22 protein-coding genes and 1 pseudogene are annotated in these 23120 nt (G+C 62.5%); 8 read left to right on the forward strand and 15 right to left on the reverse strand.

Features of this window, described 5'->3' with window-relative positions:
• Positions 1-51: 51 nt before the first annotated feature.
• Positions 52-1320 carry an MFS transporter gene (locus tag ACMGG9_RS10605; RefSeq protein WP_169539675.1) on the reverse strand — a complete coding sequence of 423 codons (1269 nt, stop codon included), beginning with the start codon at positions 1318-1320 and terminating at the stop codon, positions 52-54.
• Positions 1321-1467: 147 nt separating this feature from the next.
• Between ACMGG9_RS10605 and ACMGG9_RS10610 the strand changes: the two genes are divergently transcribed.
• The 3 genes from ACMGG9_RS10610 (at position 1468) to bioD (ending at position 4545) form a co-directional block, all read left to right on the forward strand.
• The gene (locus ACMGG9_RS10610) at positions 1468-2358 is read left to right on the forward strand and encodes a LysR substrate-binding domain-containing protein (protein ID WP_033650481.1); all 891 of its coding nucleotides are present in this window, start codon (positions 1468-1470) and stop codon (positions 2356-2358) included.
• 159 nt (positions 2359-2517) lie between these two features.
• Positions 2518-3735, forward strand: coding sequence for an ROK family transcriptional regulator (locus ACMGG9_RS10615; protein ID WP_033642978.1), 1218 nt, complete (start codon positions 2518-2520; stop codon positions 3733-3735).
• Positions 3736-3879: 144 nt separating this feature from the next.
• A complete protein-coding gene (gene bioD / locus ACMGG9_RS10620; protein WP_033642979.1) occupies positions 3880-4545 on the forward strand; it encodes a dethiobiotin synthase in 666 nt (221 codons plus the stop codon).
• 5 nt (positions 4546-4550) lie between these two features.
• On the opposite strand, the gene ACMGG9_RS10625 is transcribed toward bioD, so the two are convergent.
• A complete protein-coding gene (locus tag ACMGG9_RS10625; protein ID WP_414162153.1) occupies positions 4551-5045 on the reverse strand; it encodes a DUF2938 family protein in 495 nt (164 codons plus the stop codon).
• A gap of 69 nt (positions 5046-5114) precedes the next feature.
• Here ACMGG9_RS10625 and ACMGG9_RS10630 point away from each other — a divergent pair, with 69 nt between their 5' ends.
• Positions 5115-5507: a helix-turn-helix domain-containing protein gene (locus tag ACMGG9_RS10630; protein WP_414162271.1), complete on the forward strand. Its 393-nt coding sequence runs from the start codon at positions 5115-5117 to the stop codon at positions 5505-5507.
• Here the strand turns inward: ACMGG9_RS10630 and clcB are convergent.
• The 5 genes from clcB to ACMGG9_RS10655 all read right to left on the reverse strand — a co-directional run bounded on the left by clcB (position 5504) and on the right by ACMGG9_RS10655 (position 10365).
• Positions 5504-6805 carry a voltage-gated ClC-type chloride channel ClcB gene (clcB, locus tag ACMGG9_RS10635; RefSeq protein WP_414162154.1) on the reverse strand — a complete coding sequence of 434 codons (1302 nt, stop codon included), beginning with the start codon at positions 6803-6805 and terminating at the stop codon, positions 5504-5506. The genes ACMGG9_RS10630 and clcB overlap by 4 nt on opposite strands.
• A 125-nt stretch (positions 6806-6930) precedes the next feature.
• Positions 6931-8070, reverse strand: a complete 1140-nt coding sequence (osmV, locus tag ACMGG9_RS10640; RefSeq protein WP_197666537.1) for an osmoprotectant ABC transporter ATP-binding protein OsmV — start codon at positions 8068-8070, stop codon at positions 6931-6933.
• A complete protein-coding gene (gene osmW / locus ACMGG9_RS10645) occupies positions 8067-8717 on the reverse strand; it encodes an osmoprotectant ABC transporter permease OsmW (RefSeq protein WP_197666562.1) in 651 nt (216 codons plus the stop codon). The genes osmV and osmW overlap by 4 nt, the downstream gene beginning before the upstream one ends.
• A gap of 9 nt (positions 8718-8726) precedes the next feature.
• Positions 8727-9584 (reverse strand): glycine betaine ABC transporter substrate-binding protein, encoded by an 858-nt coding sequence (locus tag ACMGG9_RS10650; protein WP_229705511.1) that lies wholly within the window; start codon positions 9582-9584, stop codon positions 8727-8729.
• Positions 9585-9648: 64 nt separating this feature from the next.
• Positions 9649-10365: an ABC transporter permease gene (locus ACMGG9_RS10655; protein ID WP_033642986.1), complete on the reverse strand. Its 717-nt coding sequence runs from the start codon at positions 10363-10365 to the stop codon at positions 9649-9651.
• A 509-nt stretch (positions 10366-10874) separates the two neighbouring features.
• Here ACMGG9_RS10655 and ACMGG9_RS10660 point away from each other — a divergent pair.
• A complete protein-coding gene (locus tag ACMGG9_RS10660) occupies positions 10875-12362 on the forward strand; it encodes an MDR family MFS transporter (protein WP_197781783.1) in 1488 nt (495 codons plus the stop codon).
• 51 nt (positions 12363-12413) lie between these two features.
• Here ACMGG9_RS10660 and ACMGG9_RS10665 read toward each other — a convergent pair whose 3' ends face one another.
• Both ACMGG9_RS10665 and ACMGG9_RS10670 read right to left on the reverse strand, forming a co-directional pair.
• Entirely contained in the window at positions 12414-12713 is a 300-nt protein-coding gene (locus ACMGG9_RS10665; RefSeq protein WP_392738178.1) for a DUF1161 domain-containing protein, read from the reverse strand.
• An 89-nt stretch (positions 12714-12802) separates the two neighbouring features.
• The gene (locus tag ACMGG9_RS10670; protein WP_089191705.1) at positions 12803-13171 is read right to left on the reverse strand and encodes a DUF1283 family protein; all 369 of its coding nucleotides are present in this window, start codon (positions 13169-13171) and stop codon (positions 12803-12805) included.
• Between the two features lie 148 nt (positions 13172-13319).
• Here ACMGG9_RS10670 and ACMGG9_RS10675 point away from each other — a divergent pair, with 148 nt between their 5' ends.
• Positions 13320-13646 carry a YnfA family protein gene (locus ACMGG9_RS10675; RefSeq protein WP_033650474.1) on the forward strand — a complete coding sequence of 109 codons (327 nt, stop codon included), beginning with the start codon at positions 13320-13322 and terminating at the stop codon, positions 13644-13646.
• A 36-nt stretch (positions 13647-13682) separates the two neighbouring features.
• Here the strand turns inward: ACMGG9_RS10675 and ydfG are convergent, their stop codons facing one another.
• From ydfG to fecI, 5 genes are all read right to left on the reverse strand, one after another.
• Positions 13683-14432 carry a bifunctional NADP-dependent 3-hydroxy acid dehydrogenase/3-hydroxypropionate dehydrogenase YdfG gene (gene ydfG, locus ACMGG9_RS10680; protein WP_147880553.1) on the reverse strand — a complete coding sequence of 250 codons (750 nt, stop codon included), beginning with the start codon at positions 14430-14432 and terminating at the stop codon, positions 13683-13685.
• Positions 14433-14557: 125 nt separating this feature from the next.
• Positions 14558-15079 carry a GNAT family N-acetyltransferase gene (locus tag ACMGG9_RS10685; protein WP_033650472.1) on the reverse strand — a complete coding sequence of 174 codons (522 nt, stop codon included), beginning with the start codon at positions 15077-15079 and terminating at the stop codon, positions 14558-14560.
• A 203-nt stretch (positions 15080-15282) separates the two neighbouring features.
• A complete protein-coding gene (fecA, locus tag ACMGG9_RS10690) occupies positions 15283-17535 on the reverse strand; it encodes a TonB-dependent Fe(3+) dicitrate receptor FecA (protein ID WP_315970454.1) in 2253 nt (750 codons plus the stop codon).
• 213 nt (positions 17536-17748) lie between these two features.
• On the reverse strand, positions 17749-18705 hold the full coding sequence (gene fecR, locus ACMGG9_RS10695; protein WP_042784431.1) for a ferric citrate uptake sigma factor regulator FecR: 957 nt from the start codon (positions 18703-18705) through the stop codon (positions 17749-17751).
• Positions 18702-19226, reverse strand: coding sequence for a ferric citrate uptake sigma factor FecI (gene fecI / locus ACMGG9_RS10700; protein WP_033650469.1), 525 nt, complete (start codon positions 19224-19226; stop codon positions 18702-18704). Before fecI ends, fecR begins: the two co-directional genes overlap by 4 nt.
• A 427-nt stretch (positions 19227-19653) precedes the next feature.
• Here fecI and guaD point away from each other — a divergent pair, with 427 nt between their 5' ends.
• Positions 19654-20970, forward strand: a complete 1317-nt coding sequence (gene guaD / locus ACMGG9_RS10705; RefSeq protein ID WP_147880550.1) for a guanine deaminase — start codon at positions 19654-19656, stop codon at positions 20968-20970.
• Here the strand turns inward: guaD and ACMGG9_RS10710 are convergent.
• Positions 20955-22005, reverse strand: a pseudogene (locus ACMGG9_RS10710) (MFS transporter). The gene guaD and the pseudogene ACMGG9_RS10710 overlap by 16 nt on opposite strands.
• 103 nt (positions 22006-22108) lie before the next feature.
• On the opposite strand from ACMGG9_RS10710, the gene ACMGG9_RS10715 reads away from it, so the two are divergent.
• A complete protein-coding gene (locus tag ACMGG9_RS10715; RefSeq protein WP_414162155.1) occupies positions 22109-23023 on the forward strand; it encodes a LysR family transcriptional regulator in 915 nt (304 codons plus the stop codon).
• The last annotated feature ends 97 nt before the right edge of the window (positions 23024-23120 follow it).

Raw genomic sequence — 23120 nt, forward strand, 5'->3', positions numbered from 1 at the left:
ATTGGCATAGCGAGCCGCGGTATTCCACCGCGGCTTTTTTATTCACAGTATTCACAGGCGCGCCGCTTCCGGCAGGCGCTTCAGGTAATGCACCACCAGCAGCGCCAGCAACAGCATCAGGCTGATGAACGCCGCCACGCCATTCCAGCCGAAACTGTGCCAGAACACGCCGCCGAGGGTCCCGGCCACGCTCGAGCCGACGTAATAACAGAACAGATACAGCGACGACGCCTGGCCTTTGGCGCGGCGCGCACGGCGGCCAATCCAGCTGCTGGCCACCGAGTGGGCGGCGAAGAAACCGGCGGTGAACAGCATCATGCCGATAAAGATCGCTGGCACCTGCGGCAACGCGGTAATCAGAATCCCGATCAGCATAATCACGATCGACGCCAGCAGCACCGGGCCGCGCCCGAAGCGCGAGGTGAGCGCCCCTGCCTTGGGCGAGCTGTAGGAACCGGTGAGGTAGACCACCGACAGCAGGCCGACGATCGCCTGGCTCAGATGATAAGGATCCGCCAGCAGGCGATAACCGATGTAGTTGAACAGGGTGACGAAGCTGCCCATCAGCAGAAAGCCTTCCGCGAACAGCAGCGGCAGCCCCTTATCGTGCCAATGCAGTTTGAAGTTGATCAGCAGCGTGCGGGGGCGCAGCGAGCTGGCGCGAAAATGCCGCGAAGCGGGCAGGATGCGCCAGAACATGAAGGCGGCGGCGAGGGCGAACAGACCGATGACCCCGAGCGAGACGCGCCAGGAGAAGAAGTCGGTCAACACCCCGGTCACCAGGCGGCCGCTCATGCCGCCGATCGAATTGCCGCTGATGTACAACCCCATCGAGAAGGCGACGAAGCTGGGATGGATCTCTTCGCTGAGATAGGTCATGCCGACCGCCGCCACGCCGCTCAGCGACAGGCCGATCAACGCGCGCATCAGCAAAATGCCGTGCCAGCTGGTCATAAAGGCGCAAATCAGCGTGCAGACTGCCGCCAGCAACAGCGCCACCACCATCACCGACTTGCGGCCGATGGCGTCGGACAGCGGCCCGGTGAACATCAGGCCGATCGCCAGCAGGCCGGTAGAGACCGAGAGCGACAGGCTGCTTTCGGCCGGCGAGACGCCGAAATCTTGCGACAGCACCGGCAGGATCGGCTGCACGCAGTAAAGCAACGCGAAGGTCGCCAGACCGGCGGAAAACAGCGCCAGCGTTACGCGCATAAACTGCGGTGTGCCGCGTTCGATATAGGGGAGTTTGTTGTTGAGGGTGGAGCGTTTTACTTTTGGCGCAGCGGCCGCGTCATCGTTGGCGGCCAGCGTCGACGGCATCACGGCCGCAGAACGCACAGGGGTTGTCACAGCGTTTCCTTACCGAACTTCGGGGAGATAAACAGACACTTTGCAGATAACAAAATGATAGGGAGCGGCGATTTTTTTGTCTAATATATTAATAATTACAATTAAGACTTTTCAAATATGAATATCGAGTTAAGACATCTGCGTTACTTTATCGCCGTGGCGGAAGAGCTGCATTTTGGCCGCGCCGCGGAGCGGCTGCGTATCTCCCAGCCGCCGCTCAGCCAGCAAATCCAGGCGCTGGAGGATATGGTCGGCGCGCGGCTGCTGGCGCGCAACAATCGCAACGTCAGCTTGACGCAGGCCGGGGAGATGTTCCTCAAAGAAGCCTATCAGGTGCTCGATCAGGTCGGCCGCGCGGCGGAAAAGGCGGCGCGCCTGGATCGCGGCGAACTGGGGGAAATGACCATCGGCTTTACCTCTTCCGCACCGTTTATCGGCGTGGTGGCGCGCAGCCTGCGCGCTTTCCGTCAGCATTCTCCGCAGGTGCACATCAAGATGCGCGAAATCAACACCAAACAGCAGATCGAACCGCTGCTGAACGGTGAGCTGGATCTGGGGGTAATGCGCAACACGCGGCTGCCGGAAGCGCTGCACTATCAGCTGCTGCTGCGTGAACCGCTGGTGGCGGTGGTGCCGGAGGGGCATCCGCTGGCGGAAACGCCCGGCGGCGCGCTGCGTTTTCAACATCTGGCGCAGGAGCCGTTCGTGTTCTTCTCGCGCGAAGTGGGCACGGCGCTGTATGACGAAATTCTGCTGCTGCTCGGCAAGGCCGGCATTACCCCGTATATCACTCAGGAAGTGGGGGAAGCGATGACCATCATCGGTTTGGTCTCCGCCGGATTGGGGGTCTCGATTCTGCCGGCATCTTTCGCCCGGGTGCGGGTGGACGGCGTGCGTTATTTGCCGCTGGCGGAGCCGGACGCCACGACCGAAGTGTGGCTGGTGCATCACCGCCGACGGCCGCTGACCGCCGCGGCGCAGGCGCTGATGGCGTTGATGCTGAAATGACGTTGAGGTTGGGCAAATAAAAATCAATTCGCGCTGAAATTGCGAGGAATTTGTGCAGCAAATCACATAACGAATCAAATAGTTGACGCTGTATGACAAAAGCCCCACCATAACCCCTAGTCTTTATTTAGAAGCGCGAAAAATAGTAGGAGCCGGTTTGTGATTGCGGTTGGGCAGCCTGGGCATATTGATCAAATCAAACAGACCAATGCGGGGGCGGTTTATCGGCTAATCGATCAACTGGGCCCGATTTCGCGCATCGAACTGTCAAAACGCGCACAGCTGGCGCCCGCCAGCATCACCAAGATCGTGCGCGAACTGCTGGAAGCCCATCTGGTCAAGGAAACCGAGTACCAGGAAATCGGCAGCCGGGGCCGCCCGGCGGTGGGGCTGGTGCTGGACACCGAGGCCTGGCACTACCTGTCCGCCCGCATCAGCCGCGGCAGCATCACGCTGGCGCTGCGCGATCTGAGCAGCAAACTGGTGGTGGAAGAGCTGCTGCCGCTGGCGGCCGAAGATCCCGAACCGCTGCTGAAACGCATCCTGACCGAAGTCGATCAATTCTTTATTCGCCACCAAAGCAAGCTGGAACGGTTGACGGCGATCGCCATTACGCTGCCGGGTATTATCGACGTGCAGTCCGGCGTGGTGCACCGCATGCCGTTTTACGACGTGCTGGAGATGCCGCTCGGCCCGGCGCTGGAAACCCGGACCGGTCTGCCCGTCTATTTGCAACACGACATCAGCGCCTGGACCATGGCCGAGGCGTTGTACGGCGCCTCGCGCGGCAGCCAGAACGTGATTCAGGTGGTGATCGACCACAACGTCGGCGCCGGCGTGATCACCGGCGGCCACGTGCTGCATGCCGGCAGCCACAGCGTGGTGGAGATCGGCCACACCCAGGTCGATCCTTACGGCAAACGCTGCTACTGCGGCAACCACGGCTGCCTCGAGACCGTGGCCAGCATCGAGAACATGCTGGAGATCGCCCAGCAGCGGCTGAGCGGCTCGATGAGCTCCAGCCTGCACGGCGCGCCGCTGACCGTTGAATCGCTGTGCGACGCCGCGCTGGCGGGCGATCAACTGGCGCGGGACATCATCCTCGGCGTCGGCCACAGCGTGGGGCGCATTCTGGCTATCATGGTCAACCTGTTCAATCCGGAGAAGATCCTGGTGGGTTCGCCGCTCAACCGCGCGGCGGAGATCCTGCACCCGGCCATCGCCTCCTGCATTCGCCAGCAGGCGCTGCCGGCCTACAGCGAGCAGGTCAAGGTTGAATCCACGCAGTTCTTCAATCAGGGCACCATGCCCGGCGCAGCGCTGGTGAAAGAGGCGCTGTATAACGGTTCATTGCTGGTGCAGCTGCTGCAAGGCTAACATCAGAACTTCTTATTAATCCCGCAAAAGATTGAGCTACCTCAAGCCCCTACGTGGCGGCATCCCCTAGAATTTTTCCGCAAGACTTCTTCGCCGCCGGTGCGGCGATACATTGTTAACGGGGCATTCTGGGGCATTTTATTCATGTTGAAGCGTTTATTTGTGACAGGCACGGATACCGACGTCGGTAAAACCGTGGTTTCCCGCGGGTTGATGCAGGCGCTGGCCGCCGATGGCCGCTCGGTCGCGGGCTACAAGCCGATCGCCGCGCGCTGCCAGGAAACCAGCGAGGGCATCCGCAATAAAGACGCTTTGGTGTTGCAGGCATCTTCCACCTTGCCGTTGTGCTATGAGGAGATCAATCCCATCACCTGTCTGGATGAGGTGTTTCATGCGCATGCCACCGAGGACATCAACTACGGCCTGATGAGCAGCGGCCTGCGCGATCTGTCCGCCAAAGCCGATACGGTGGTGGTAGAGGGCAGCGGCGGCTGGCGCGTGCTGATGAACGATCTGCGGCCGTACGCCGAATGGGTGGTGCAGGAGCAGCTGCCGGTGGTGTTGGTGGTGGGTATCAAGCTGGGCTGCGTCAGCCACGCGCTGCTGACCGCGCAGTCGATCATCAACGACGGCCTGCCGCTGCTGGGCTGGGTGGCCAACCGCATCAATCCGGGGTTGGCACACTATGCCGAAACCATCACGGCGCTGCAGCAGCGCATTTCCGCGCCGCTGCTGGGTGAAATTCCGTATCTGCCGCGCGCGGAGCAGCGCGAACTGGCGCATTACCTCGATATTTCCACGTTGCTGTAGCCCATTCAGGCGCAGAACGTCGCCAACAATCGGGCGGCGATCAGCAGGCCCAGCCCATACACCGTGTGGGTGAGCAGGCTGAGGAGCCGCGCTCTGCGCGGATTGGCGGTTTTCGCCGCCGCCACGCCAAAGCCCAGCGCGGGCTGCATCACCAGAAACGGCGCCGCCAGGCTCAGCCAGCCGCTCAACAGCGCGATGCGCGGTTCCGGCGCCGCATACCACTCGATGCCCGCCAAACCGAGCGGGATAAAGGCGAACGCCAAGCCGATGGCGTAGTGCAGTATCCAGCCGATTTTTCTCTCACCCTGGCGCGGCGGCGCCGTGACGATGGTGGCGTGAAACCAGCGGCCGTCGAACATGCCGAGAAACCAGCGGCCCACCAGCGCGTAATCGAGGGAAGGGATGCCGAAGCGCCGCTTCAGCAGCAACGCCCACAAATCCATGCAGAGGATGGCGCCGGCGCCGGTTAACAGAATGCGTAATAACAAATCGGGGGTCATAGGGGTGTCCTTGGTTCAGTGACGTGATAAGGTGCGCACAGTGTGCAACTTAAAGTCGGCTTCAAGTCAATGGCAAAAGAACTGGATATCGGCGCGGTGGCGCGCCTGAGCGGAGTCGCGCCTTCTGCGCTGCGGCATTACGAGAAAAAGGGGCTGATCGCGTCAATAGGCCGCCACGGTTTGCGCCGTCAATACGCCGCCGGGGTGCTCGATCAACTGCGGTTGATCGCCCTCGCGCGCCTGGCCGGTTTTACGTTGGATGAGATGAGCGCCTTGTTTGACGAACGGGGCAAAATCGCGCTCGATCGCGTGTTGCTGGCGGCGCGGGCGGATGAGTTGGATCGCCATATCCTGCGCCTGATACAGGTGCGCGACGGGCTGCGGCACATGGTCGATTGCCCTGAACCCGAGCACCTGCAGTGCCCGCAGTTCAGGAAAATATTGCAGCAGGGTGAGTTCTAAGCCTCGCGTTTGGGCAGCGGCGCCGTGTGGTACACCGAGATCGGCCGCAGGCCGCGTGACACGGTGGTGGCGATCACGCAGGCGAGCAGAATGCCGGGCAGCAGCGCGTATTCGCCGGTCATTTCAAACACCATCAGCGCCGCCATGATCGGCGCATGGGTGGTGGCGGCCAGCAGGGTGGCCATGCCGGTCAGCGCCAGCAGCAGCGGCACCGCCGCATCCATGCCCGGCCACAGGCCGAACAGCTGACCGATTATCGATCCGAGCGCGGCGCCGACGAACAGCGTCGGGGTGAAGACCCCGCCGGGCGCGCCCGAGCCGCTGCTGGCGAGGATCGCCAACAGTTTACACACCAGGATCGCGCCCAGCAGCAACACCCCCGGCGGCGCGATCAGCAGCGCCTGCACCACGCTGTAGCCATTGCCCCACACCTGCGGAAACAGCAGCGAAAGCAGCCCGACGATCAGGCCACCCAACGCCAGCTGCAACGGCGGCTTCAGGCGCAGCGATCGGAAGGCACGGCCGGTGGCGGTCATCAACCACAAAAACAGCGGCCCGCCGGCGCCGGCCACCACACCGACCAGCGCCATCAGCAGGTATTGCGTCGGCAAGGGGGCGGCGAGCGGCGTCACCAGATAGAGCGGCGCCTGGCCGCCGTTGAGCAGGTTGGTCATCAGCAGGGCGCTCACTGCGGCGATCACCACCGGCCCGAGCGAGACCAGCATCAGGGTGCCGAACAGGATCTCGGCGATAAACAGGCTGCCCGCCAACGGCGCATGGTAAGCGCTGGCCATCCCGGCGGCGGCGGCGCAGGCCACCCACAGTTTCCATTCTTTCTCGTGCGTAAAGCGCTGGGCGAAGAGCGATCCCACCAGCGCCGCCAGCAGGATCATCGCGCCTTCGCGGCCGATGGCGCTGCCGCTCGACACCACCAGCAGCGACGCCAGACACTTCACCAGGCTGGCGCCGGTATCCAGCTTGCCGTTGCCGGTCTCAATCGCTTCCATATAGTCGGTGGGCGCCGCCGGGCGCTGGTGGCGGTAGCGCTGGTGAATGTACAGCAGCAGGCCCGCCGCCAGACCGCCCAGCGCGGGCGTCAGCGCGCGTCGCCAGCCGGGCAGCGCGGCGGCGGCGGCTACCAGGCTGCCGTCGGCATTGCCGAGCAGCAGCCACTCGAGGCCAATCATCGAACGGTGAAACAGCCACACCGCCAGGGCGGCGGCGACGCCGATAAACACGGCGATAAACAGGCTGCGCAGCAGGGCGCGATAGTGGTGCAGGTGGACCAATCTTTTCATGCGTGGGCGGCGTCGTGAGAAAAATCAAAGGGTCATCAGCGCATTGTGCTTGGCGCTCCGGCCGATGACCAGTGAATCTTTAGCAAACTGCGGCATGGGCGGGGCGGCGAGCGCCCCGGCGTGGGTTATTGCGGCGTCAACACCCGGCGCGTGCGGCCGGAACTGAGGTAGTCGGCGATATAATCCTGCGAGATTTCGCCGCTGTAGCGGCCGTCTTCATCGACGATCGGCATCCAGGAAGTGTTGTGTTCGTACAGCTTCGACAGCACCACGCGCAGGTTCTCTTCCGCGCGGGCGGTGACGCGGAAACGGTGCAGGCTGTCGGCGCACACCCCCGGCGCGCCGCGCGCCTCACGGCGTTTGACGTAGCCCAGCGGCTTGCCGTCGGCGTCCACTACCGTCACTGAACGGGCGTCGATATCGTCCATCAGCCCGAACGCCTCCACCAGCGGCGTTTCCCGGCGCACCGTCACCGTCTCTTGTTGGCCTGCCACGTCGCCGGCCTGCACCAGCAGCAGGCGCTTCAGCGTGCGATCCTGGCCGACAAAGGAGGCGACGAACTCGTTCGCCGGCCGTGCCAGCAGCTCATCGGCACTGGCGTTCTGCACGATTTTGCCCTGGCGGAACACCGCGATGCGATCGCCGAGCTTCAGCGCTTCGTCGATGTCGTGGCTGACCAGCATCACGGTCTTTTTCAGCTGGCGCTGCATGTCGAGAAACTCGTTCTGGATGGTTTCGCGGTTGATCGGATCCACCGCGCCGAAGGGTTCATCCATCAGCAGCACCGGCGGATCGGCCGCCAGCGCGCGGATCACGCCGATGCGCTGTTGCTGCCCGCCCGACATCTCTTTCGGGTAGCGGTGCAAAAAGCGTTTGGGATCCAGCGCCACCATGCTCATCAGCTCCGCGGCGCGGGCGTGGCAGCGTTTTTTGTCCCAGCCCAGCATGCGCGGCACCACGGTGATGTTCTCCTCGATGGTCATGTTGGGGAACAGACCAATCTGTTGGATGACGTAGCCGATTTTACGGCGCAGGCTGACGGTATCCAGCGCGCTGGTGTCTTCGCCGTTGATCAGAATGGTGCCGCCGGTGGGTTCGATCAGGCGGTTGATCATCTTCAGCGTGGTGGTTTTGCCGCAGCCGGAAGGGCCGAGCAGCACGCAGATTTCACCTTCCGGCACGTCCAGATTGATGTTGTCGACGGCGTTGAACGGCGTGCCGTTCTTTTGCATGAACTGTTTGGTCAGATTTTCCAATTTAATCATGAGCGGATCCCCTTGGGCGTTAGCGCAATTTGCAAGCGGTGCAATAACCAATCGAGGACGATCGCCAGCAGGCTGATCATCACGGCGCCGGTAATCAACTGGCGAATGTCACTGCTGCTGATACCGTTGAGCAGCAGCAGGCCGAGGCCGCCGGCGCCGATCACCGCGGCGATCGCCATCACGCCGATATTCATCACCACGGCGGTGCGGATGCCGCCGAAAATCACCGGCAGCGCCACCGGGATTTCCACCCAGCGCAGGCGTTGCCAGAACGTCATGCCGATGCCGCGGCCGGCTTCGCGCAGCCCGCCGGGCAGATTGTCGAGCGCGGTGTGGGTATTGCGCACGATCGGCAGCAGCGAGTAGAGGAACACCGCGGTGATCGCCGGCACGTAGCCGATGCCGTGGCCAATCAATGAAAACAGCGGGATCATTAGCCCGAACAGGGCGATGGAGGGCACGGTCAGCACCAGCGTGGCCAGGCTCAGCACCGGCGTCGCCAGCCATTTGTGGCGGACGATCAGCACGCCAAGCGGCACGCCGAACAGGATCGCCAGACCCACGGCGACGCCGACCAGCAGCAGGTGTTCCAGCGTCAACCCGGCGATATAGGCCCAGTTTTGCCAGGCGTAGAGTAAGGTATTCATCATGCCTCCTTAAATCAGGCCGCGCTGCTTGAGAAACGCGTCGGCGACCTGTTGCGGCGTCTGATAGTCGATATCCACCCTGGCGTTAAGCTCGGTGATCACCTGGTTATTGAACTGTTTCGACAGCGTGTTCAGCGCCTCTTCCAGCCCCGGCGTGTTTTGCAATACGTCGGCGCGTACTACCGGCGTGACCGCGTAGCTCGGGAAATAGCCTTTGTCGTCTTCCAGCACCTGCAGATCGAACCCTTTCACCCGGCCGTCGGTGGTGTACACCAGCCCGGCGTCGACGAAGCCGTCGCGGATGGCGTTGTAGACCAGGCCGGGGTCCATCTGGCGGATTTGCGGGCGATCGAGCGGCATGTCGTACAGCGCCTGCATCGGTTTCAGGCCGTCCGAGCGGCCGGCGAACTCCAGATCCAACCCCAGCAGCCAGTTGTGTTTAGGGTCCGTTTTACGCACCTGTTCCACTTTGGCCACCAGCTGCGACATCGTGCGGATCTGCTCTTTTTCCGCGCGCCGGCGCTGCATGGCGAAGGCGTAGGTGTTGTTCATGTCCGCCGGCTGCAGCCACACCAGGCCGAGTTTGGCGTCGAGCTTTTTCACCGTGTCGTAGGTTTCCTGCGGCGACATGCGCTTATTGATGTGATTAAAGATGATCAACGAGGTGCCGGTGTATTCCCAGGTCATGTCGATCTGCTTGTTGATCATGGCGTTGCGGGTGATCACCGTGGCCAGGTTGGTCTTGGGTTCGACCTGAAAACCTTTGGCCCGCAGGTATTGCACGGTGATCGCCGACAGAATGCGCTGTTCGGTAAAGTTCTTGCTCGCCAGCGTCAGCGGGGCGGCCCAGGCGGCCGCGCCGGTCATCAGCAAGGAGAACAGCAGCGCGTGGCGGAGGCGTTGTAACCATCGAGTCATCGCGTTTCTCCCATCAGGATGCGGTGTGCGGGCTGAGCCGGCGGCCGAGACCGGCCAGCGCCAGATCGAGCAGCAGGGCGATCAGCGCGGTGGCGGCGGCGCCGAGGATCAGCGTCGGGAAGTCGTTCAGGTAGATGCCGGGGAAAATCAGCTCGCCGTAGCTGCTGGCGCCAATCAAAAACGCCAGCGGCGCGGTGCCGACGTTAATCGCCATCGCGATGCGTATCCCGGCAAAGATCACCGGCAGCGCGTTAGGGAGTTCGACCTGGCGCAGCCGCTGCCCGGCGGTCATGCCAATACCGTTGGCGGCCTCGACCAGCGCCGGCGGCACCGAACGCAGGCCGGCATAGGTATTGCGCACGATGGGCAGCAGCGAGGCGAGGAACAGCGCCACCACCGCCGGCCGATCGCCGATGCCGATGATCACCATCGCCAGCGCCAGCACCGCCAGCGGCGGCAGGGTGTTGCCGACGTTGAAGATTTGCATCACGTGTTCCGCCCAGCGGCGGGCGAAAGGGCGGCTCAGCAAGATACCGCTGGGAATGCCGACCAGCAGCGACAGCAGCATGGAGCAGGCCACCAGGAACATGTGTTGCTGGCCGAGGTAGATCAAATCTTCCCGGCGCGACTTGAGGGTGTCCCAACCGATGCCGTAAACCAGCAGTGCGATGACGGCGATAAACAACAGGCTCCCGAGGAGCAGGCGCCGGTATGGCGCTGACTTGTGCATGATGTTGCGTCCTCCGTTGCGCGGAGCGGCCGACGAGACGGCGCATTCCGCTCTGATTGTTACCCACGGCCCGGCGGGCGTGGCGGTACAAAACGGGCGTTTCGCATGAGGTTAGCGACATTGAGCGAAGGGTGCGTTCGGCACAGCGTGCTGAACGTAGGCTCAATACGTGAGTTAATCAGCATAAAATACTGATATTTAAACCCGAGAAAGCACGAAGCCCAACGACTCCGGCTAGGGAAGGTATAGCACCCTGTCGTTGACCGTGCCAAGTTTTATGAACAAAATCAGGTGATTGAGTTTGCGCCAATCGGCGTCTCAGCCCGCGTCAGCGCTGGGATGGGGGGAAAGTGAAAAAAATCCGCCGCATAACGTTACGCCGTAACAACAAGTCCAAATGGTGCGATCCGCCGTCGGCGAAGACGGGATGTGAGGGCGGATAGACTCGGTGCAGGCGCTTGCTGATATACTCAGGGAAAACAAAAACGCCAGGAAACCTGCATAACGCCATGACAAATAACGTTTCACCCGCACCCATCGCTCACCGCCCGCTGATTCTGATCGCCTGCATGCTGGCGATGTTCATGTCGGCGATCGAAGCCACCATCGTCGCCACCGCCATGCCGACCATCATCGGCGATCTCGGCGGTTTCTCGCTGCTGGGCTGGGTGTTCGCGGTCTATTTGCTGTCGCAGGCGATCACCATTCCCATCTACGGGCGGCTGGCGGATCTCTACGGCCGCAAGCGGGTGTTCTTCTTCGGCGCCACGCTGTTCCTGTTGGGATCGGTACTGTGCGGTTTCGCCCCCGACATGTATTGGCTGATCGCCTTTCGTCTGCTGCAGGGGCTGGGCGCCGGCGCCATCATGCCGATCGCCTCCACCATCATCGGCGATATCTACAGCGCCACCGAACGGCCGAAGGTGATGGGATACCTGTCGAGCGTGTGGGGCGTGTCGGCGATCATCGGCCCGCTGTTGGGGGCGTTTATCGTGCAGCATTTGCCGTGGGCGTTGGTGTTCTGGGTCAACCTGCCGATCGGCCTGTTGGCGATGTTCTTCCTCTGGCGCTATCTGCCGGCGCATCAGCCATTGCGCCAGCACGCGCTGGATCTAGCCGGTACCGCCTGGCTGACGCTGTTCGTTTCGGCGCTGCTGCTGGCGCTGTTGCAGATGGAAAGCTTGGGCTGGTGGGTGGTGCCGCTGTTTGCGCTGGCGGCAGCGGCGCTGGCGCTGCTTGTCCGCCAGGAGCGGCGCGCGGTCGAACCGCTGTTCCCGTTGGCGCTGTGGCAAAGCCGGGTGATCGTCGCCGGTAACATCGGCGGGCTGGTGATCGGCGCGGCGATGATGGGCATCAGCGCCTTTCTGCCGACCTTCATTCAGGGCGTGATGGGGGGCTCGCCGCTGGAGGCGGGCACCACGCTGGCGCTGATGTCGATCGGGTGGCCGCTGGCCAGCACGCTGAGCGGCCGCTTGATGCTGATGACCTCGTACCGCGCCACGGCGCTGCTGGGCGCGCTGTTGTTGGTGGCGGGCGGCCTGATCTTGCTGCTGCTGCAGCCGGAGGGCGGCTTGCTGTGGGGCCGGGTGGCGGCGTTTATGGTCGGCGCCGGCATGGGGCTGTGCAATACCACGTTTCTGGTTTCGGTGCAGAACGCGGCACATTACAGCATTCGCGGCATCGCCACCGCCTGTACGGTGTTTACCCGCATGGTGGGCTCGGCCATCGGCACCGCGATTTTGGGCGCGACGCTGAATCTCAACCTGCAGTGGCGTTTGCCGGAGATTGACGATCCGGTACAGCGGCTGATGGAACCGGCGGTGCGCCAGAGCATGGGGAGCGAGGCGTTGGCGCAGCTGACCCAGCAAGTGGCGGCTTCGCTGCATTGGGTGTTTCTGGTTTCGGCGCTGGTGTCGTTGCTGGCGCTGGCGGCGGCGATGCTGATCCCGGCGCGTTGTCGGCCGCAGGGCGAAGAGGAAGAGGCGGAACAGGCGTAAGGAAGAGAAGGAGCGGGCGCTGTTGCAGAGCGCCCTGGTAGCCGGTGCGGCTTACTGCGTGTTGGAGGTATCCTGGCTGGTGCCGGTCTGCGCCGCATCACCGCGATCGTCGCCGTTGTTCAGGCGGGTGTAGACGATCTTCTGGGTGTCGTTTTCGCAGTGGCCGACCACCTGGCCGCCCGCTTGATCGGCCTGATCGTTTGGCACGATCTCCAGTTTGAAGCCGGACTCCGGTACGCCGTTATTGACGATTTTTTGCGAAATGTCCGCTTTCACGCTTTCGCAGGAGGCCAGGGCCGCTATCGGCGCGCTGGCCAGCAACACAGCGGTTAATATCAGCGTTTTTTTCATCACGTCATCCTTTTAGACAATGGACTTCCTGTAACAGGATAGCAGCAACGGCGGCCGGGTTTCACGCTTGCCCGCCCGCCGCAGGCGGATTAAGGATTAATCCGACGCCCGGTCTGGCGATCCAGACATTTACGGGTGTCCGGCTCCCAGTAGGCGTTGACGTTGTTGCTGTCGTTGCAGCGATCTTCGTCATCCGCCGCGCGATCGATCTTGTCGAATTCTTTCTCGACGCGGGTGTTAACCTTGTGGCGCAGGGATTTGGTATCATTCCACTGCTCTTTGCTCTGGCGCGCTTCTTCGGTGCTCATCGCGCCGCTGCCTTTGCCATCGACGGTGACGCAGGTGCTGCCCTGAGCGCAAGAGAGGGCCAGCGCCGGCGCCTGCCAGGCGCCCATTACGGCCAGCATGGCGACCGGCAGCATCCCGCGCAGCAGTCGTTGGGTCGAAAATGTTTTCATCGTTTCATCCTTATGAGTGAGTGCGCCTGATGAAGGCGGCACTGGCGTTACCTCGCCCGCAGGCGTGGTGACAAATATACCACCGCGCTCCTGGAATTCACCAGCCAAGCGCCGATTCGTTTACTTTATCGAGAGAAAACTGCGACCGATGTTAAAAACTACGCTGTTGTTTTTCGCCACTGCGCTCGCTGAAATTATCGGCTGTTTCCTGCCTTACCTGTGGCTCAAGAAGCAGGGCAGCGCCTGGCTGCTGCTGCCGGCGGCCTTGAGCCTGATGCTGTTCGTCTGGCTGTTGACGCTGCATCCTGCGGCCAGCGGGCGGGTCTACGCGGCCTATGGCGGCGTGTATGTGGCGACGGCGCTGCTGTGGCTGCGAGTGGTGGACGGCGTGAAGCTGTCTACGCTGGATTGGGTCGGCGCCGGGGTGGCGCTGGCGGGCATGCTGATTATTGTTTCCGGCTGGCGCGCGGCCTGAGGAAACACGGCGGGAGTCGCCTCCCGCCGACAGGGCTCAGGCGCCGCGGTGGATGTTCAGCCCGGCGAAGGACTGGCTGACCGGCATCATTTCCAGCGTGTTGATGTTGACGCGCGCCGGCAACGTGGCGACCCAGAATACCGACTCGGCGATGTCTTCCGGCGTCAGCGCATCGGCGCCTTCGTAGGTTTTATTGACCTTGCCGTCATCGCCCTTGAAGCGCACGTTGGAGAATTCGGTGCCGCCCACCAGGCCCGGCTCGATATCGGTCACGCGGATGCGCGTGCCGTGCAGATCGGCGCGTAGGCCCAGACTGAACTGCTTGACGAACGCCTTGGTGGCGCCGTACACGTTGCCGCCGGCATAGGGCCAGTTGGCGGCGGTGGAACCGATGTTGATCACGTGGCCGACGTTGCGCTCGACCATGGCGGGCAGCAGCGCGCGTGTCATGTTCACCAGCCCTTTGGCGTTGGTGTCGATCATGGTTTCCCAGTCATCGGCGTTGGCCTTGTGCGCCGGCTCCAGCCCCAGCGCCAGCCCGGCGTTGTTCACCAGCACGTCGATCTGGCGCAGCTCGGCCGGCAGCGCTTCTATCACCTGCTGAATGGCGGCGCGGTTGCACACGTCGAGCCGCACGATGTGCAGCGCTTCCCCCAATTCTTCCTGCAGCGCTTCGAGACGCTCAAGGCGGCGCCCGGCGGCGATCACCTGGTGGCCTTCACGGATAAAACGGCGTGCGATCGCCTCGCCGAAACCGGAGGTGGCGCCGGTAACAAATATAATCATGTTGCTGTTCCTCAACTGTTTTTACCCTACATGCTTCTATCATTAGCACAAACCCGCAGGCAGTGGCAGCGGTTATCACGGCGGAAAGGAAAAAAGGTCACACCGGGCCAGCGGCCCGATGCTGATTAGCGCTGAGGCGGCAGGTGGTAGACCACGGCGTCATACTTGATGTTTTCACGCTTGCCGGCCAGCACGCCGCCCAGCGACTCGACGAGGCGGCGGCTGGCGGTATTCTGCTCGGCCACCGGGTAGAGAAAGTGCGGCGGCTGAAAGCGCTCGCTGGCCCAGCGCGCGATGCCCTGCACGATTTCGCGGCCGTAGCCCTGGCCATGCAGGCTCTCTTTCACCCAGATGCCCAGCTCCGGGGTGGGGCTGCGCAGGTTGTGCGCGCCGCCGACGCCGACGAACTGCCGGTCTTCGCGCCGGCGGGCGACGAAGATCACTTCTTCGCCTTCGCGCATCAGCGGCAGCCAGCTTTGCCAAACGTTGGCGAAATCTTCCGGCGACGCCTCCGGCTCAAAGGTCATAAAGCGCGTCAGCGTGGGGGTGATCGCCTGGTAAACATCGTCGGCGTCTGCTGCGGTAAAGGGGGCAATCAACAAACGGTCGGTGTCAACGCGGCACTGAGAAAGGTCATTGTGATTCATTTTATTTATTTCCTCGCTTTTCAGGCCATAACGGCAAAAAATCCGCGCACATAAATCGGGGCGGATCGTCGATATTACGCGTATTGGCGTCAGAAGCGACTTATTTTTCGCCGCTGCGGCGGCGCGGAGGAACGGTTTTATGTGACGTCGTCACGTTGGCGGGAAAGGCGGCGGGCACGGTTAACCGCGCCCGCCGTTGAGGGTCAGAACTTCACCGAACCTTGCAGATAGATCGTGCGCGGCTGGCCGATGTACAGACCTTTGTTGTTGTCATCATAGGCGCGGGTGAAATACTCGTGGTTGAACAGGTTTTTCACGCCGACGCCCAGATTCAGGCCGGCCATTTCCGGGCCGAAATCATAGGCGGCGCGCACGCCCCACAGCATATAGCCGGGAATGCGGCCGGTGCTACCGTCGGCGCTTTCCGCCACGGTGTTGGCGTTGTCGGCGAACTGGCTGGATTGGAACTCGCCGTTAAGGTTAAACGCCCAGTTGCCCGGTGTGTAGTCCAGCCCCAGGGTGCCTTTATGCTTCGGCGAGAACGGCACCTGGTTGCCCTTGTAGCCGCCGTCTTCGCGGATGGTGGCGTTGACGTAGGCGTAGCTGGCGTAGGCGGTCAGGTCGTCCAGTTTCGGCGTCAGCTGCGACAGATCGTAACGCAGACTGCCTTCCAGCCCGGCGTGGCGGGTTTTGCCGCGCGCGGTCACGCTGTCGGTCACCTGGTTGGAATCGTACTGGTTGTTGAAGTTGATCAGGAACAGCCCGATCTCGCCGGTCAGCGCATCACCGGCGTAGCGGGTGCCCAGTTCCCAGGTGCGCGCCTTCTCCGGTTCAATCTTGCCGCTGTCGACTGCCTTGCCCATCTGGCTGTATTGCACGGTGCCGAAGGAGCCTTCAGTGTTGGCGTACAGGTTCCAGTATTCGTTCAGGTGATACATCACGTTCAACGCCGGCAGCGGCGCGTTATAGCTGACGTCGAGGCGGTTGTTCTTGATGTAGTTGTTCTGATACGACTTGATGTACTCGTAGCGCATGCCCGGCGTGATGGTCCAGTCGCCGATGTCGATGCGATCGTCGAGATAGAAGGCGTGCGCCTCGGTGCCGGACTGGGTGTCGCGATCGTACGGGCTGGCGGTGGACGGCAGCCTGCCGGTGCTGGCCTTGCTGGTGTAGCGCAGCTCATGGGTGGATTCACTGACGTAACGGTAGCCGACGCCGACCTCATGGGCGGAATCTCCCCAGCGGAAACTCTGGCTGTAGCGCGGTTCTACGCCGCGCACCCAGTATTCGCGCGGCGACAGCGTCAGGTTCTTGCCCTGATCCAGATAGCCGCTGCGCAGGGTGTAGGTGTAGAAGCTCTGCACGTCGAACTTGTGCTGCTGATCAGGCTGATATTGGTAGCCGAAGTTCGCCAACTGGCGGCGGCCCCAGAACTTGTCGTACGGGCGCGTAGACTGGAACGGGTTGGCGTTGTAGTCCGCCCGGCTCAGGCCGCCCGGCATGTTCGCTTCGCCTTCGTAGTATTGCAGCAGGCTGTTGAAGGTGTGCACCTCGTTCGGGGCGTAGCGGCTTTTCAGCATCACGTCGTCTATCTTGGTTGCGCTGTGCTCGCGCCAGTCGCTGCCGCGGGTGCCGGAGTAAAGCAGCGCCGCGCCGAAGCCGTTGTCGGCGGTGCCGCCGATCATCAGGTTGCCGGTGCCTTTCGGGTGATCCTGGCGCGAGGTCGGGCTGAGCTGCCCCTGCATGCCGGCCTCCAGGCCGAAGGTTTTCGGGATGGCGCGGGTAACGAAGTTGACGACGCCGCCGACGCTCTGCGGCCCATAGCGCACCGCGCCGCCGCCGCGCACCACGTCAATCGCATCCATATTGCCGAGCGAGACCGGCGCCAGCGACAGCTGCGGCTGGCCGTAAGGGGCGAAGGGCACCGGGATGCCGTCCATCAGCACGGTGGAGCGGCTGGCGAGGCGCGGGTTGAGGCCGCGTATGCCGAAGTTCAGCGCCATATCGTGGCTGCCGGTGCCGTTGTTTTCCGGGGCCACCACGCCCGGCACGCGGTTCAACGCTTCACGCACGGTGGTGGTGCCGGTTTTGACGAAGTCTTCGCGGCGCACTACGTCGCGCGCGCCGGGGTGTTCGAACACGTCTGCCTGACGGCCTTCCGCCAGCCAGTCGCCGACCACGGTGATGTCCTCTTCTTTCTGCGGCTGCGGCAGTTTGGCCAGCGTGTAGCCGTTGTTGCCGAGCGCTTTAGCCTGCAGGCCGCTGCCCGCCAGTAGGGCGTTCAGGCCGTCATCGACGCCGTAGCTGCCGCTCAGGCCCGGCGAACGTTTACCGGCGGTCAGTGCGCCGTCCACCGAGAGCGCGATGCCGGCGCGCGCGGCGAAAGCGTTCAGCGCGCCGTCCAGCTCACCGGCCGGAATGTGATAGGCGGCAGCGGCGCTGGCGGCGCTCGCCATCTGCGGTGCAGCGAAGACCAGGCCAATGGCCACGGCCAGCGGCGTGGCCCGTTTTCCCCAAAGCGAAGCCGGAGCGACCTTTCCCCAAGCGTTGTTCATACCTTCTCCTGAATCATTTTTTATTTATTGCTGCAGTGTTTTCCTGGGAGTCGGATGAGCAAAGCAAAAGGGACAATCAAGAATGCGATTTTTTATCATTTTCATTTAAAAAATTCAGGCGGGGACGATTTGCAACCAATAGCGGGTAAAGCTTTGCAGGCGTACCGGCAGCGTCTGGCTGAGCAGGGCGAGGGCGCGATCGGTATCGTTGAGCGGGAAACTGCCGCTGACGCGCAGGCCGGCAACGGCCGGATCGCAGCTCAGGTGGCCGCGCCGATAGCGCGCCAGTTCGGCGATCACCCGGTCCAGCCGCCACTGGCTGACGCTCAGCACCCCGTGCAGCCAGCCGTCTTCCGCCGTAGCCGGTTGCTTATCGCTGAAGGCCGCCGCGCTGAAGCTTATCTGTTCGCCGGCGTTCACCCGGCGCTTTTGTTGCGCGTCTTGCGCCAGCTGCGCTTCGACTGCATGCTCCAGCACCGTCAGGCGCGTTTCGCCGCCGCTCTCGCGCACCAAAAAACGGGTGCCGAGCGCGCGCATCGCCCCTTGCGGGCTCTGCACCCACAGCGGCCGGGCATCGCGTCCGGTAACCAGGCTGATTTCCCCGGCGTGCAAGCGGATAAGCCGTTGGCGATCGTCGTAATGCACGTCCACCGCGCTGGCGGTGTTCAGCACCAGCTGGGTGCCGTCGCTTAACACAATGGGTTTGATTTCGCCGGTGGCGGTGCGGTAGTCGGCGCGCAGCTCCTGGCCGAGCGGCGACCGGTAGAAGAAGCCGCCGCCGCCCACGCCGAGCAACAGCAGCAGGCTTTTCAGCAGGGTGCGGCGATCGATCGCCGATTGACGGCCGGCGCGATCGAGCGCGCGATAGCTGAATTTGCCCGGCACGCCCTGCAGCTGGCTCTGCAACGCTTCGACGCGCTGCCAGGCCCAGCGGTGATCGTCATGCTGCTGGTGCCAGGCTTGCCACTGTTGGCGCTGGCGTTCGGTGACGTGCTCGTCGCACAGCAGGGCATACCAGTGTGCGGCCATTTTCAGCGCCTGGCGCTGCTCGGGGGTGATGGCGTTGCTCATGAATAAACGTCGTTTTCGAGGCTGAACAGCAGGCAATGCTCGGTGGCTTTGGCCATGTATTTTTTAACCGAACTGACCGACACGCCGAGGCGCGCGGCGATGTCCGCATAGCCCAGGCCTTCGAGCTGCGACAACAGAAAGGCCTGTTTTACCTTCGGCCCCAGGCCGTCGAGCATGGCGTCGATCTGCTGCAGGCTTTCCAGCAGGCTCTGGCGCTGCTCCGGCGACGGGGCGTAGCCTTCCGGGATCAGCGCCAGCATCTCAAGATAGGCGCGCTCCAGCGTTCTGCGGCGGAACAGATCGACCATCACCCGCTTGGCGACGGTGACCAGAAAATCTTTCGGTTCGCGCAGGGTCGCCGCGGCGTCGCTTTTCAGCAGGCGCATAAAGGTGTCCTGCGCCACATCGTCCGCGTCGAAAGCGCAGCCCAGCCGCCGACGCAACCATCCCTGCAACCAGGCGTGGTGGGTGGCGTAAAGGCGCGACAGCGCGGCGTGCGGGGCAGAGGCGGTGGCGGACATGGTTTTCGCATTGCTGGTCAAAAAGATGCGCGGATGATAATTGAGAATAGTTATCGTTTCAAGTTTGGCCGTTGCCTCCAGGCTGGGGTTCCGCCCCCGGAAGCGGCGTTGAAATAAAGCGGACGGTCGTAAAGAGCGTCGTTTGCCCATTAAAGGTGCAGCGGCGCGGTGTTATTTCGGCAAGCAAACGGTTGCTATTTATCCGCCGTCGAAGACTGAGCGTGGGTCTTATTCTCTTTCGCCGGTCTATGCTTTTAGGTTAATTACTAATTAATTGTTTTTATTTAAAAATGTATTTTATCGCCGCCTGTTGGCATACGGCTTGCTATGCTTAAGCCGGTCTTTGCGTTTGGGCAAAAAAGCCTTGTTTCATCGGCGCAGGTTATTTCGCGGGTGAGCTTGGTCGGTCGTCACAAGGAAGAAAATAATGGCACTGCAATTCACCACGGCTATTCGTGGCAATTTTTTTGATATCGCAGCCTGTGTGGAGTCGCCGCAACAGCTCGAAGAACGCCTGCGGCATGTTCCCGACGGTTTGCTGCTGCTGAACGACGGCGTCATCGTCTGGTTCGGCAGCTGGCGGCAGGGCGAGGCGCTGCTGCCGCCGGGCTTCGCGGTCACGGAGTATCGCGACAAGCTGATCGTGCCGGGTTTTATCGATACCCATATCCACTATCCGCAAACCGAAATGATTGGCGCCTATGGCGATCAACTGCTGGACTGGTTAAACAATTACACCTTCCCGACCGAAAGCCGTTACGACTGTGAGCAGCACACCGACGCGATGTCGGCTTTCTTTCTGCAGCAGTTGTTGAGTAACGGCACCACCACCGCGCTGGTGTTCGGCACCGTGCATCCACAGTCGGTCGATGCGCTGTTCAGCCAGGCGGCAGCGCTGAACATGCGCCTGATCGCCGGCAAGGTCATGATGGATCGCCATGCGCCGGAGGCGCTGCTGGAAACGCCGGAGCAGAGTTATCGCCAGACGCGCGAACTGATCGAACGCTGGCACGGCAAAGGCCGCCTCGGTTACGCCATTACGCCGCGCTTTGCGCCCACCAGTACGCCGGCGCTGCTGGCGCAGGTGCAGCGGCTACGTGAAGAATATCCCGACGTTTGGCTGCAGACGCACCTGAGCGAGAACCCGCAGGAAGTGGCCTGGGTAAAAGCGCTGTTCCCGCAACACCGCAGCTATCTGGATGTTTACCACCGCTACGGCATGACCGGCGATAAAAGCGTATTCGCCCATTGCCTGCATCTGGAGGAGCAGGAGTGGGATTGCCTGTGCGATACCCGCTCGGCGATCGCCTTTTGTCCCACCTCCAACCTGTTTCTCGGCAGCGGGCTGTTTGACCTGCAGCAGGCCTGGCGCAAGCGGGTGAAGCTCGGCATCGGCACCGACGTGGGGGCCGGCACCACCTTCAATATGCTGCGCACGTTAGGCGAGGCGTACAAGGTCGGCCAGCTGCAGCATTACCGGCTCTCGGCCGTAGAAGCGTTCTATCATGCCACCCTGGGCGGCGCGCGCGCGCTGGCGCTGGACGACAAAATCGGCAACTTCAACGTCGGCAAAGAGGCGGATTTCGTGGTGCTCGATCCGGCGGTCACGCCGCTGCAGCAGCTGCGTCACGCCAACAGCGCCACGCTGATGGAGCAAGGGTTTGTGCTGATGACCCTGGGGGACGATCGCAACATTTATCGCACCTATGTGGACGGTAAGGTGGTTTATCAGGCGCCGCGCTGACGCAGCCGCGCCTGCAGCCAAACGCTGAGCGGCGCGACGGCGACGGCGCTCAGTGCGCATAACCACAGCAGGCGTTGCAAACTGCGCGGGGTGAGGCCGCCGCTCAGCAGCGCGGAAGAGAGCAAGAAGGCCACCGTGGCGCTCAGGTGTATCAGGGCGGTTTGCAGCGTGCCGAAGGCGGCGCGTTGCCGATTGTCCGGCCAGCGCATGCTCAGGGAAGAGATCGCCACCAGCCGCGCGTAGGCCGCCGCGAGAAACGTCACCATAAACAGTTCAGCGCGATCGCCACCGCGCGCCGCCGATGAGAAACAGCCAGGACAAATGCGCGTCTGCCACCTGTAACCGCTGGGTGAGCAGCGGCGCCAGCACCGGGATCAGCAGCATCGGGCTGAACTGCGTCAGACCGGCGGCGGAGGCGAACAGCAACAGCCGGCGATCGAGCGTGACGGGCGCGGCAGCCTGTGGCTGCGGCGCATCCCTGGGAACGAACAGCGCCACCAACACCGCCGCCAGCAGACACAGCCCGCCGATAGTCACCAGCGCGGCGCGCCAGCTTGCCACCTCGCACAGGTACAGCATGCCCGGCATGCCGACGATGCTCACCAGCGAAAAAGACGCGATCACCGTCGCCAACATTCGGCCGTGCAGCGCGGCCGGCGCGGCGTTGAGCAGCAAGCCGATCCCCACGCCCATCGTGGTGCCGCCCAGCAGACCGGCCAGCAGCCGCAGCGCCAACAGCCAATAAAACTGCTGGGTTGCGGCGATCAGTAAGGTCGTCACCCCCAGCAGCGCGACGTTGAGCAGCAGAAAACGCCGCTTTTCAACGCCGCCGATCCAATAGAACGCGCCGATGCCGGAAATCACCGCTGCCAGCGTATAGGCCGCGCTGACATATCCGGCGTAGCTGACGGGCACGGAAAAGTCGGCGGCCATATAGAGAAATATCGGGTTGAACACCATGTATTCCAGGGCATTGGTGAATTGAATAAAGACGATGACCAGCGCTATCGCCGTCAGCTTTCTCGTGGGTGTCATAAGCATCCATCGGTTGCAGAATCAGGCCGGCAGTGTAGCGCGTGGCGTTGCGCGGGATTAGGTGGTAGAAATGGCATGGTTTGTTATCAAATGTGGGATAATCATGCGCGCCAAATTGGATTTAAACCTGTTACGCATTTTCGTGGCGGTGGTGGAGCAAGGCAGCTTCGTCGGGGCCGCTCGGGCGCTGGCGATGCCGACCTCCAACGTCAGCCGCGCTATCTCGCAGCTGGAGCGCCAGCTCGACCAGCGCTTAATCGAGCGCAGCACCCGCTCAATGCGGCTGACGCCGAACGGCCAACTGTTGCATGAGCGGGCTCAGCCGTTGCTGGCGTCGCTCGATCACACCGCGCAAACGCTCAGCGAACGGCAGCAACAGCTGCGCGGGCCGCTGCGCCTGTGCGTGCCGAATGAAGTGGGGCCATATCTGTTGGGCGATCCGTTGGCGGCCTTCGCCCTGCAGCATCCGCAGATCGAAATCAGCTGCGTCACCAATCTGGCGGGCATGGCGTCGCTGCTTGACGATGTCGATCTGGCGGTCATGGTCAGCCGGGGCCTGTTGGACGACAGCGACTATGTCGCGCAGCCGCTGGCGACCTTTCCCTGCATTGTGGTGGCTGCGCCGGCGCTGGTGGCGCAGTGGCCGCCGACGTTGGAGATTGAGCAATTCACGCAATTGCCCTGTATCAGTACGGTGGATGCGCTGAAGGGCATGCCGTGGCAATTCGTCCGCCCGAACGGCAAGTTCGTTACCGTCCCGGTCAATGCGCGCTATCGCGTCAATAGCGGGGAGATGGCGCTGAAGGCGGCCTTGGCCGGCGTGGGGTTCGCCATACTCTCCGAGCTCGGCTGCCGGCCGTTTCTGGCCGACGGACGTTTGGTTGAAATACCGCTGGCCTTGCCGCCGGCGCCGCTGCAGCTGTATGCCGTTTATCCCGGCCGCCGCTATCTGCCGGCCAAAACGCGCGCGCTGCTGACCTTTCTGATACAGCAGATCGGCGAGGCGGCTCACTTCTAATCACTTGTTTTTGCTCAAACTGCCAACTGCGCCTAAGCTAGGAGGTGACTCAGAGGGAGCCATTCCCCGAGACCTTATTCCGTGAACATGGAGGAGT

Origin of the sequence: Serratia sp. BNK-10, assembly GCF_047456065.1 — a bacterium.
In the GTDB taxonomy this organism is placed as follows: Bacteria; Pseudomonadota; Gammaproteobacteria; order Enterobacterales; family Enterobacteriaceae; genus Serratia; species Serratia ureilytica.